The organism is Marinomonas sp. ABL3_031, assembly GCF_056161265.1.
Genome location: NZ_JBSWYU010000007.1, coordinates 122,284 through 134,621 on the forward strand (window position 1 = coordinate 122,284; position 12,338 = coordinate 134,621).

At 47.1% G+C, this 12,338-nt stretch carries 10 protein-coding genes; 5 read left to right on the forward strand and 5 right to left on the reverse strand.

Annotated features, from left to right (window positions below; genetic code table 11):
• Positions 1-164: 164 nt before the first annotated feature.
• From ACXAH2_RS09755 to ACXAH2_RS09775, 5 genes are all read left to right on the forward strand, one after another.
• Complete coding sequence (locus tag ACXAH2_RS09755; protein WP_475078201.1) at positions 165-1,577, forward strand: aminotransferase class III-fold pyridoxal phosphate-dependent enzyme; 1,413 nt, start codon at positions 165-167, stop codon at positions 1,575-1,577.
• Positions 1,578-1,679: 102 nt separating this feature from the next.
• On the forward strand, positions 1,680-2,174 hold the full coding sequence (locus ACXAH2_RS09760) for an Lrp/AsnC family transcriptional regulator (protein ID WP_353667734.1): 495 nt from the start codon (positions 1,680-1,682) through the stop codon (positions 2,172-2,174).
• Positions 2,175-2,353: 179 nt separating this feature from the next.
• Positions 2,354-3,835 carry an NAD-dependent succinate-semialdehyde dehydrogenase gene (locus ACXAH2_RS09765; protein WP_475078202.1) on the forward strand — a complete coding sequence of 494 codons (1,482 nt, stop codon included), beginning with the start codon at positions 2,354-2,356 and terminating at the stop codon, positions 3,833-3,835.
• A 19-nt stretch (positions 3,836-3,854) separates the two neighbouring features.
• Positions 3,855-4,826: a M14 family metallopeptidase gene (locus ACXAH2_RS09770; RefSeq protein WP_475078203.1), complete on the forward strand. Its 972-nt coding sequence runs from the start codon at positions 3,855-3,857 to the stop codon at positions 4,824-4,826.
• A 90-nt stretch (positions 4,827-4,916) separates the two neighbouring features.
• Positions 4,917-6,242: an NAD(P)/FAD-dependent oxidoreductase gene (locus tag ACXAH2_RS09775; protein WP_475078204.1), complete on the forward strand. Its 1,326-nt coding sequence runs from the start codon at positions 4,917-4,919 to the stop codon at positions 6,240-6,242.
• A gap of 38 nt (positions 6,243-6,280) precedes the next feature.
• On the opposite strand, the gene ACXAH2_RS09780 is transcribed toward ACXAH2_RS09775, so the two are convergent.
• The 5 genes from ACXAH2_RS09780 to ACXAH2_RS09800 all read right to left on the reverse strand — a co-directional run bounded on the left by ACXAH2_RS09780 (position 6,281) and on the right by ACXAH2_RS09800 (position 12,164).
• On the reverse strand, positions 6,281-6,679 hold the full coding sequence (locus tag ACXAH2_RS09780) for a helix-turn-helix domain-containing protein (protein WP_475078205.1): 399 nt from the start codon (positions 6,677-6,679) through the stop codon (positions 6,281-6,283).
• Positions 6,680-6,721: 42 nt separating this feature from the next.
• Positions 6,722-8,569 carry an ABC transporter ATP-binding protein gene (locus ACXAH2_RS09785; RefSeq protein WP_475078206.1) on the reverse strand — a complete coding sequence of 616 codons (1,848 nt, stop codon included), beginning with the start codon at positions 8,567-8,569 and terminating at the stop codon, positions 6,722-6,724.
• Between the two features lie 10 nt (positions 8,570-8,579).
• Positions 8,580-9,413, reverse strand: coding sequence for an ABC transporter permease (locus tag ACXAH2_RS09790; protein ID WP_475078208.1), 834 nt, complete (start codon positions 9,411-9,413; stop codon positions 8,580-8,582).
• A complete protein-coding gene (locus ACXAH2_RS09795) occupies positions 9,410-10,363 on the reverse strand; it encodes an ABC transporter permease (protein WP_475078209.1) in 954 nt (317 codons plus the stop codon). Before ACXAH2_RS09795 ends, ACXAH2_RS09790 begins: the two co-directional genes overlap by 4 nt.
• A 190-nt stretch (positions 10,364-10,553) precedes the next feature.
• Positions 10,554-12,164, reverse strand: a complete 1,611-nt coding sequence (locus tag ACXAH2_RS09800; RefSeq protein ID WP_475078210.1) for an ABC transporter substrate-binding protein — start codon at positions 12,162-12,164, stop codon at positions 10,554-10,556.
• Positions 12,165-12,338: the final 174 nt, after the last annotated feature.

Sequence of the window (12,338 nt, forward strand, 5' to 3'; positions counted from 1 at the left end):
GCCTAAAAGGAGAAAAGCAGGCCAACAGCAATAAACAAAATAATCTTTCGATTCGCGCTCCAATTCGCCATATTTCGCCTGTTCAGACTAGCTTACTTAACATATTACGCCGCTGTTTTCGTACTAGTATAAGTTTCCTTTTCCTAACTGATGGTGCCGTGAATATGCATAACGATTTTTTAGTTTCTCTGGACAAACAGCATCTAATCCACCCTGTCAGCCATTATCGTGAACACGAAGAAAAGGGCGTCACCATACTTCATTCTGGTAAAGGGGCTTACCTTACCGATTATCAAGGCAAAGAATTATTAGACGCTTTTTCAGGACTCTGGTGCGTCAATGTGGGTTATGGTCAAGACAGTGTGATCAAGGCTGCAGAAGCACAAATGCGCACTCTTCCTTATGCCACAGGTTACTTTGATTTTGGCTCTGAACCGGCCATCAAGCTGGCCGCTAAATTAGTTGAGATTACCCCCTCTTCACTCCAGCATGTCTACTTTACCCTGGGGGGATCGGATGCCGTCGACTCGGCCATTCGTTTCATCACCAATTATTTCAATGCTCAAGGAAAACACAGTAAAAAGCACTTTATCAGCGTCGAACGCGGTTATCATGGTTCGTCATCTCAAGGCGCTGGGCTGACAGCCTTGCCAGCCTTTCATCGACATTTTGATTTACCCCAGCCTAATCAACATCGTATTCCGTGTCCTTACGCTTATCGCAGTGCTGAAAAGACAACCGATGAAAGCCTTATTAACCAGTCGGTCACGGCTTTGAGAAACAAGGTTAAAGAACTGGGCGTGGATCAGGTCGCAGCATTTTTCTGTGAACCCATCATGGGCTCTGGTGGCGTGATTATCCCGCCGCAAGGTTGGCTTAAAGCCATGCAGTTATGCTGTAACGAGTTGGGCATATTATTTGTGGTGGATGAAGTCATCACAGGATTTGGTCGCACTGGGCCCATGTTTGCCAGCTTGGCAGAACAAGTAACCCCCGACCTAATGACCATGGCAAAAGGCTTGACCTCAGGTTACGCCCCCATGGGTGCGGTCATGATGAGTGATGAGGTGTATCAAGGTCTACTAGAAGGCTGTGGTTCTAACGCGCCTGTTGGTCATGGTTACACCTATTCAGCGCACCCTGTCAGTGCTGCCATCGCTTTAGAAGTGATTCGCTTATACGAAGAGAAATTGTTGGCTAATGGTCAGCACCTTGGCCCCTATTTTGAACAAGGTTTACAAGCATTTATGTCTCACCCTCTGGTCGGCGATGCCCGCTGTCGCGGCTTACTGGGTGCTGTGGAATTGGTCGCCAATAAAGAGCTTAAAACGCCTTTTCCTGCTGAGTTAAAATTGGCTGACCGTATTGCCAAAAGCGCTTATCAACACGGGCTTATTTTCCGCGCCTTTGCCGACAATATTCTTGGCTTTGCGCCAGCCCTATGTTATACCAAACGAGATTTTGACCTCTTGTTTCAACGCTTAACGAGCACTCTTGATGAGATAATAGCGCAACCTGACGTTCGTCTGGCAATGGATAAGGCAGCCACATACTCGCAATCCGTGGTGAATAAATGATGCCTCTTACATCGTAATTATTTTTGCGCCTTATTGATGACGTTTAACGATCTTTGTTGTTAATATCAAATACCTAACTGCTTAAAATAATTGGAGATTTGGATGAACGGAGCGCCGAAACTAGATAGACTGGATATCCGTATTCTAAGCCATCTGCAGCGTAACGGTCGTATCTCCAATGTGCATTTGGCCGATGCCGTAGGTTTGTCACCAAGCCCCTGCCTAACCCGTGTCAAACGCCTAGAAAAGTCAGGTTACATAGTGGATTACGGTGCACATATTCAATTGGAAAAATTAGGCACCATTCAACGAGTCTTTACCCAGATTACCCTTAAGGATCACCGACCAGACCATTTCGCCCAATTTGAAGCTTACATACGCAAAGTGGATGAGGTGCAGGAATGTCATCTTGTCAGCGGTGGATTTGACTATCAACTCATCTTTTTGACACGTAATGTGGTGCACTATCAGACGGTGATGGAAGACCTTTTAGACCAGAATATTTTCATTGATAAATATTTCAGTTACATCGTCATCAAATCCCCCATAGTGAAAAAGTTTTACCCCATTGACAACCTTTTCATGCAAGACAATTAATCCCGCTCATCTCATAGGTTACTGCACATGCCGTGAACAAACGGCATATGCTTCTGAATTCCATAAAAATAAAGCAGGAATCCTTCTTTTCCTTATCATTATCCAAGCCAAATGCCCTGTTCAGCTGGTTAAAATAACCTTCATTACTTACTCACTGCATTACACAAGGCCGTAACCCGATGACGTTAACCTTAACACGCCCTTCGCTCATCCGTGCTGACAACTTTATCAATGGACACTGGCAAAACAGCGTACAAGGCCAAGTCTATCCAGTTCAAAACCCAGCCAGCGGAGACACTTTTGCTGAGGTCGCAGAGAGTTCCGCAGACGACGCCAAACTGGCTACCGATGCTGCCTTTGAGGCTTTCGATAAATGGCGTAATCAGCCGGCAAAAGTGCGGTCAAACTTTCTCGTCCGTTGGCATCAATTCATCCTTGAAAACCGTCATGATCTCGCCACTATTATGTCATTCGAACAAGGTAAACCCTTGACGGAATCCTTAGCCGAAGTAAATTACGGCGCGGCTTACGTAGATTGGTTTGCTGGGGAAGCCTTACGCACTTATGGTGATATCCTGCCACAAACCGTGACCGACAAAAAACTCATGGTGGTCAAAGAGCCGGTTGGTGTCGTAGCGGCGATCACGCCATGGAATTTCCCTCTCGCGATGATTGCCCGTAAACTGGCACCCGCCTTGGCGGCTGGCTGTACGATAGTAGCCAAACCTGCCGAAGACACCCCATTAACGGCTCTGGCCCTAGTGGCCTTAGCGGAAGAAGCTGGCTTACCCAAAGGCGTCATCAATATTGTCACTTGTTCTCGACACAAGGTGGCTGATTTGGTGGGCAGTTGGTTATCTGACTCTCGCATTCGTAAAGTCACTTTTACGGGCTCTACCGCGGTTGGCAAGATGCTAGCCAGAGAAGCCGCAGGCACCTTGAAAAGAATGTCCCTTGAACTGGGTGGCAATGCGCCTTTCATCGTGTTTGAAGATGCCGATCTGGACGCTGCGGTAGAAGGCTTGATCGCCGCTAAATTTCGTAATGGCGGCCAAACCTGCGTTTGCCCAAATCGTATTTATGTTCATGATCGCTGCTATGAAGCGTTTGCGGAAAAACTCGTTGAGCGAATCGCCAATCTAAAAGTCGGGCCATGGGATCATCAAGACAGTCAAATCGGGCCTATGATCAATGACAAAGCCGTTCGCAAAATAGCACGCCACGTGGCGGATGCCTTAGCAAAAGGCGCCACCTTATTAACCGGTGGCCAAGCATTGCAAAACGACCTAGCCACTGGGCCTTATTATTTTGCTCCCACCGTTTTAGGCGATGCTAACCACGACATGGAATTGGCCCATGATGAAACCTTTGGTCCGGTGGCACCGTTATTTCGTTTTCATCATGAAGAAGAAGTCATAGCTGCGGCCAACGATACACCCTATGGATTGGCGGGATATTTTTATTCACAAGATATCAATCGTGTGTGGCGAGTTTCCCATCAAATGCAGACCGGTATTGTCGGCATTAATGAAGGTGCCATCGCCTCAGAAACCGCACCATTTGGCGGAGTAAAGGAATCTGGCTATGGTCGTGAAGGGTCACGCTATGGTTTAGACGATTACCTAGACACCAAATACCTTTGCCAAGGAAATCTAAGCTAAAACAGAAGGCCATTACAGCATGAACAAGACAGCATTAGCAGACTATCCAATTGACATACCCTTTCCCGATATCGCCCCCTACGCCGAAGGTAATGGGGACATTCCTTATGTTTATCAATTTGACAGTGGCCTTCCCGGCCCTCATGTCATGATCAATTCATTAACGCATGGCAATGAAGTGTGTGGTGCGATTGTTGTTAAAGCACTCATTGATTTAGGCATACGACCAAGTCACGGCAAACTGACTTTGGCCTTTGCTAATGTTGCAGCCTACCAAGCCTTTGATGCGCAAAATCCGGATGCATCTCGTTTTGTCGATCAGGACTTAAACCGAGTCTGGACCCATCAAATACTCGATGACTTAAGCCAGAACTCTTGCGAATTAGCGCGCGCACGACAATTACGTCCCGTAATCGATGAAGTGGACTTCCTGCTCGACATCCACTCCATGCACGAAGCTTGTCCGCCATTAAATGTATGTGGCCCTCTTAATAAAGGATTGAGCTTCGCCAAGCAGCAACAATCACCCGCTTGGATCATCCAAGATGAAGGCCACCCTGAAGGGTGTCGTTTACGAGATTACAATGCTTTTGGCGATCCCAACAGTCCCAAAAATGCGTTACTGGTTGAATGCGGGCAACATTGGCAAGCCTCTTCCGTTGTCGTTGCCAAGGACGTAACAGCACGCTTTTTATTGTTGCATGGCATAATAGAAAAACGCCATATACCAGCCGATTGGTTACAGCCCCTTGACCCCAAGCTAAAGATTGTTAAGGTAACCGAACCCGTGGTCGCTACTAGCATGGATTTCCGTTTTAGTGATGCTTTCACAGGATTGGAAACCTTTCCTCAGGCTGGCACTCCGATTGCTTGGCAAGGCGATCAACAGATCGTCACGCCTTATCCAAACTGTGTGTTAGTCATGCCTTCCATACGCCAATTACGACCTGGTGTAACCGTGGTGCGATTCGGAGAGTTACAAAGTGAATAAGGTGTCACGTTACACCACAGCAAGCATGATGTCTGTCAGCCAATACATTCTATTCAGTCAATACACTCAAGTCACCGTTAGGAGAACGCAATGCCCGCACCCTTAATGACCATTTCTTCCTCCGATAGCCTGACCAAAAAGGCCGATGTTGTGGTAATCGGCGGCGGCATTGTAGGCGTCTGTGCGGCGTATTTTATCGCCCGTCAAGGCATGAAGGTTGCGTTAGTTGAAAAGGGACAAGTTGGCGCAGAACAATCCAGCCGTAACTGGGGCTGGTGTCGACAACAAAATCGTGACGCTCGAGAACTGCCTTTGGCGACAAAAAGTCTCGAATTATGGGAAGAGATCATGGCGGATCTGAATGAAGATTTAGGTTTTCGTCGTTGCGGATTGCTCTACTTATCCAATAACCCTAAAGAACTTGAAAGCTGGGCAAAATGGGGAAAATTTGCCAAACAGCAAGGCGTCATTTCTCATCTGCTCACTTCTGAGCAAGCAAATGAACGTGGCAAAGCCACCCATCAGAGCTGGTTAGGTGGTGTCTTTTCTCCTTCAGACGGTATTGCCGATCCTTCTAAAGCCGCTCCTTTGATCGCCAAAGGCGTTATAAAACATGGTGGCAGTATCCACCAAAATTGCGCCGCTCGTGGTATCGAAACACAAGCTGGGAAAGTCACCGGAGTCATTACCGAACAAGGTGTCATTGCAACACCACAAGTGGTCTTAGCAGGGGGGGCTTGGGCTTCTTCTTTCTGTAATCAATTGGACATTCGCTTTCCACAATCGGCGGTGCGTTCGTCAATCCTTGCTATCATGCCGGGCGCCAAAGGGCTGCCTGATGCCCTGCATACAGCGGCTATTTCTGTTACTAGACGTGGGGATGGCGGCCATACCTTAGCCATTTCAGGGTCCGCGAATGTGGATATAACACCGCAACAATTAAAATTCGCTGGTGCTTTTATTCCCATGTTTGCTAAACGTTGGCAAGTGCTTTCACCGGGGGGCTTGCAAGCCTGGAATGCTGGTCATGAAACACTTAAAAAATGGGCTTTAGATAAGCCCTCGCCGATGGAAAAGAATCGTATCCTCGACCCCAAACCGTCCAATCGACACATCCAAAAAACCTTAATGCGGGCGCGTCAAATGTTACCCGAACTCAGGGACATTCCCATACAAAATGCGTGGGCCAGTTACATTGACAGCACACCGGATGGGGTTCCAGTAATCGATCACGCTACGAATATACAAGGCTTTATGATCGCCGCTGGTTTTTCAGGTCATGGCTTTGGCATTGGCCCAGGAGCAGGTAAGTTGATTGCCGAGATGTTGGCGGGAAAAAAGACTTTTGTCGAACATAAACAGTATCAACTAACACGCTTACATAAAAATGCTTGGGGAAAGGTGTCAGAATTCTAACCACCGAGCCGACAGTCGACTCATCTCATCGCTTCACTTTAAAGCGAATGATATCGCTGTCGGTAATCTTTCGGCGTCATGCCGTAAATCCGTTTAAAGTGCTTGGTCAAATGACTTTGGTCAAAAAAGCCCACCGCCGCTGCGATGTCCACCGGACGAATCCCTTCGGCTATCATGGTTTGCGCCTTCGATACTCTCACCAAACAAACGTATTGATAGGGAGAAATGCCTAAGCTTTGACGGAACTTTTTGGCCAGACTGAATCGTGTCAAACCGACCAAAGCAGCCAAGGAATCTAGGCTAATAGGCTCCTTAAAATGTTCATCAATATAAGCTTTCACGGCAACCATGGGGTCCGCTACCGAATCACCTAGATACCACAAAGAAGGCTGTCTTAATCTGGCTTGTTCCATCAAAAAACCCTTGTCTTGAGTCATTGTCCTGTTCCTCAAGCTAACCGCTTCTTATCCAATCTTTCCCTATGCCCCTTCCCTTGCCAGTGCCCTAACAGGCTGCAACGAATTTATTTGACTGTTGTTTCCTTGCGTTTGGGTAAACCTATGATGACAAAGAATTTGATTACCTTTATCCAATTTCACCCGTGGCGGAATAATCTGATTACACTTGCCTTCGATACGTTCCGAACATCTATCGACAAAGGGACAAAGCTCTACTCCTTGTTTCAAAGGACCTATTTCAGTAAGAGGGGCATGAAAAGAATCTGTCGCTTCTAACCATCCTTGTTTCATCTCAGGAACAGAATGTATTAAAAGTTGCGTATAAGGATGAAATGGCGCTTGTTGAAACAAGGCCCCAGCCCCTTGCTCCACTTTATGACCAGAGTAAAGTACGACAATCTCATCACAAATGGCTTGTACCATACTGATATCATGGCTAATGAAGAGATAAGACACATTCAATGTTTTGCGTAAATCGGCCATCAATTCCAGAATGGCAGCCCCCACCACGGTATCTAACGCCGAGGTCACCTCGTCACACAAAATCACATCCGGTTCCGCTGCCAAAGCACGAGCAAGATTAATGCGTTGTTTTTGTCCACCTGATAATTCTGTGGCGCGGCGCTTGGCAAGGCTGTTTGGCAATTGCACAAGAGACAACAATTCAAACACTCTTTCTTTACACTCATTCCCTTTCATCCCATGATAAAAGCGTAACGGACGGGCTAAGATTTCTTCTACCGTATGGCGTGGATTGAGGGCGGTATCGGCATTTTGAAAGACATACTGAACGCGGCGTAATTGCTCTCGGGTACGTGCCGATGCCGACGCTTTCAAGGGGCTTCCATCAAGATAAATATTCCCCATAGTAGGCTCCACAAGACCCACAATACTTCTCGCCAGCGTGGTTTTCCCCGAACCGGATTCGCCAATCACACCAATGGTTTCACCACGACGAATGGTTAAATCTATGTCCTGTAACACAGGCTCCCCTTTATGGAAACAGACTTCCAGATGCTGAATTTCCAATAATTGTGTTGCTTTGTCTGTATCCAGTTCAGCCTGTTTCATCATGTCATCACGCATTTCCGCCTGCGCTGCATTTAACAGGCTTTTGGTGTAGTCGTGTTGTGGCTCTACTAAGATGTCTTTGGTTAGACTATTTTCTTGAATCTCACCATTTTTAAGCACCACAATTCGATCCGCCATTTGCGCAACAACGGCCAAATCATGGGACACATACACGGCGGTGGTATTGCGCTCTCGTACCACTTTTTTAAAGGCTTTTAATACCTCAATCTGCGTCGTTACATCCAGTGCCGTCGTCGGCTCATCGAGTATCACCAAGGCAGGATCCGTGATTAACGCCATGGCAGCCATCAAACGTTGCAGTTGCCCGCCTGACACCTGATGCGGATAGCGTTCACCTATGTGCTCAGGATCCGGTAAAGCTAACTCACGAAACAGCCCTATGGCCTTTTGTTGCGCCTGCTCTCGGCTCAGCAATTGATGAATCAACGCACTTTCAATAACCTGATCCATGATGGTTTTTGCTGGATTAAAGGCCGCCGCCGCACTTTGCGCAATATACGCCACCGTACGGCCACGTAACTGTGATACTTGTTGCGCCGACAAGGTCAGTACATCCACCCCAGCCACTTCCACCGTTCCGCCCACAATGCGACAGCCGCTTCGCGCGTAACCCATTAAAGACAAAGCAATCGTAGTTTTGCCTGAACCAGATTCGCCGATCAGCGCCAACACTTCGCCTTGATTGAGGCTAAAATCCACGCCATGAACAATCGGCACCTCTTCCTCACCGGACAGTACAGCAACCCGTAAGCCATTTACTTTCACCAGTTCTGTCATGTTTCTCTCCTCAGTGATGCGCGGCCTTAGTACCAAGATTGTCAATCAATAAATTCACCCCAACCGTCAAGGTAGCAATGGCGATAGCAGGCGCTATGACCGCAGGGGCACCTTCTCCTAAGCCGGATATATTTTCCCGTACCAAGGAACCCCAATCGGCATCTGGTGGTTGTATGCCTAAACCCAAAAAGCTCATGGAACTCAATAACAACACGATAAAGACAAAACGCAATCCAAAATCCGTCAGCACAGGACGGAGCATATTGGGCAAGACTTCGCTAAAAATAATGTAAGGCATGGACTCTCCGCGCAGACGCGCCACTTGCACAAAATCCTGCGTCATCACATTCACCGCTAATGAACGGGCAATACGAAAGCTCCCCGGCATATAAGCAATGGCTGCCGTCAGTACTAACAAGGGGACTGACGAGCCAAACGACGCCACCATGATCAAGGCAAACATCTTACTCGGTATGGAAATCAAAGCGTCTTGCGCACGACTGATCATAGCGTCTGCCCAATTCGAAGAAGCAGCGGCCACCAAGCCAGAAATCACGCCCGCCAAACAGGCTGCCAAGGTCGCCATTAACGCCACACCAATGGTATAAGGCGCGCCACTTAGCACTCGACTTAACATATCTCGACCTAAATAATCTGTCCCTAGCGGGTAGTCTGAACTCATGGCCGCAAAAATATCGTAGCTGACAAAATCATTGGCTTGATACGGCGCTACCCAAGGCCCAATGACTGCCATCACAAGCCAAAATGACACCAGACAAAAACCCATAAAACCCCCTACTGTTGGTCTCTGAAAAGCGCTCAGCACGGTAAAAAGTCGACTCATGTTCGTAACCTCGGATTCGATACAATTTCACAGATATCCGCCATCAACACCAAGATGAGATAACCAAAACAAAACAACATGGCACAGGCCTGAACCAAGGGCATATCTCGTGTACTAACGGCATTTAGCATCAAGGTCGCTACCCCAGGATAATTAAAAATCGATTCCACAATAATGACGCCGCCCAGCAAATACGACAGACTTAAAGCAATCGCATTCGCAATCGGCCCAATGGCATTAGGTAAGGCGTGACATAACACAGCACGGATTGGACGTGCGCCTTTTAGTAAGGCCATTTCGACATAAGAAGTGTTCAGTTGATCGATTACGGCGGCACGGGTCATGCGAGCCATTTGTGCCACCAACACACAACATAGGGTTAATACCGGCATCACAAAGGCTTTTAATAACTCACCGAATGTCTGCGCGCCTTCAATATGGGATAAAGCCGATAACCAGCCCAGATGAACGGCAAAAATTAATACCGCCACCGTGGCGATTAAAAACTCAGGCACCGAAACAGAAAACACCGCGCACACATTGCTGTAGCGATCAAACCAAGAACCTCGATACATGGCAGAGAAAATACCGATGAATAAGGCCACAGGAACCGACACCAAAGTGACCAGAGCGGCCAGATACAAGGTATTTGGCAAGCGTGTCGCCACCAATTCGGTTACCGGTAAATTATTTACCATTGAGAGACCCGCATCACCCACGAATAAGCCTCCTAACCAATCGATATAACGTGTCATAAAAGGCAAATCCAAGCCCATTTCGGTACGCAACGCGGCTACGGTTTCAGCCGTCGCCGCTTGTCCTAAAAATTGCTGAGCCGCATCCCCCGGCAGCATATTGGTGATGGTAAAAATCACCATAGAGACCAGCAATAAGGTCAAACAACCCAATACCACTCGATTTACGATCAGCCTTAACAGGGTTTGATTCATGAATCACCTATCTATTAAAAGCCTTAAGAGAAAGCATTACGCAAGGCAATCCTATTCATAAAGCACGAAGAATTGCCTCAACCATGATGGAAAAACGACAGTAACAATGCCAATGAAAAACTTGCACTCATTTATTCAAACCGTCTCTCCATTAAGACTGAGGCAAATACGTCTTGTTGTAAGGAAATCCCTAGGCTTCTAACCAAACCTGTTCAGCAAACATGTAACCCATGAAGCCACCCAAAGGATGAGGTTTATAGCCACCCAGTTTCATGCTGCAAGCGTCATTAATACTGCTGAAGGTGGGGATAGCAATACCGCAATGATCATGTACCAGTACCTGCATATCACCGTACATTTGCTTGCGTTTGCTCTCGTTTGTTTCCCCACGCGCCGCCAGTAACAACTGATCGAATTGGTCACTCTTCCAACCAGATTCATTCCACTTAGCCGAGGATTCAAAAAACAAACTGAATACCAGATCCGCTGTTGGTCTAGGGTTTATATTGGAAAAGCCTAAACTGTCTTTCATCCAATGATTCGACCAATAACCGTCCGCTGGTACACGCTTAACATCCAATTTCAAGCCCACTTGACGACCTGACAACTGAATCAATTGTGCCATTTCAACCGAGTTATCTGCCGCAGGCGATGCCACCATAGGAATGCTTTGTCCTAACACCCCGGCTTTTTTAAAGTGATATTTCGCTTTTTCTGGATCAAAATCATGTTGTGGCAAATCCCCCATATAATAACGATGGCCTTTCGGGATTGGCTGATCATTGGCGATGGTGCCAAATCCTCGACACGCCACATGCAAAATCTGCTCTCGATTAATTAACGATTTCATACCCAAGGCGAAATCCGGGTTCTGTAATGGGCCTAGATGATCTCGCATCACCAAATTGGTGTAACCACCCGAGTCAGATTGTAAGATTCTAGTTGACGGGCTATCGTTCAATTTCCCCATAGACCTTGGATTCACCGAGTTAATCAGTTGCACATCGCCAGACAACAAGGCATTCACTCGAGCCGGTTCATCTGGAATAGAGAACAATTCCACTTCGTCTAAATAAGGCTGACCTTGTTTCCAATAATCCGGATTGCGCACACCTACGGAGCGAATACCGGGCTGAAACTCTTGACAAATAAAGGCCCCAGTGCCATTAGCAATGCTGAAATCCGTTGTCCCATCTCGTACGATGAGAAAATGAGAAACCGCCAACATAGCTGGAAAATCCGCATTTTTCGTTTCCAAACGAATATGCACTTCATCTTTACCAACGGCTTTGATCTCCTGCATTTGGCTAGCAACTGTCGCTACTTTCGAAGCCACCTTTGGATCTTTATGACGTTGTAAACTGTATACGACGTCCGCTGAGGTGAAGGGTTTACCATCATGAAAATTCACCCCTTTACGTAACTTAATCACCCAATTTTGCGCATCTTGAGTATCAAATGATTCCGCTAACACCATTTGCGGCGTCAAGGAATGATCCAGCATGGTTAAACCGTTATAAAACATGTATTGGCGAGTATAATCGGTTGACCCTGACCCTTTTGCAGGATCCAAGGTATCGGCTGTTGAACCGGACTGACTGGCCACCTTAATTTTGCCGCCGCGCTGTGGCTCAGAAGTATCGGCAAAAACAAGGGAAGAGCCCGGCGCTAATACGCCGGAACCCGCTGCGACCAAACCGCCACCCATCATCCCCTGTAATACCTGACGACGAGATACACCTTGAGACAATGTGGTCGAACTCTGTTGATCCATTAACGAATTTTTCTTGTCATCTTTCATGTTATGGTTCCTTTTGTGAGTTGAGCTAATGAACAAAAGTACGAATAAGCGCTCTGCATTTCTTTGATGTCAGTAGCCTTGTTCGAACCTATTCTTGTGTTTTTATTGTTTTTTATTCCTTCAGAATCTGCTTGCTGTGCAAGGTCAATTAGCCGATCGAACAGATGGTCAAAC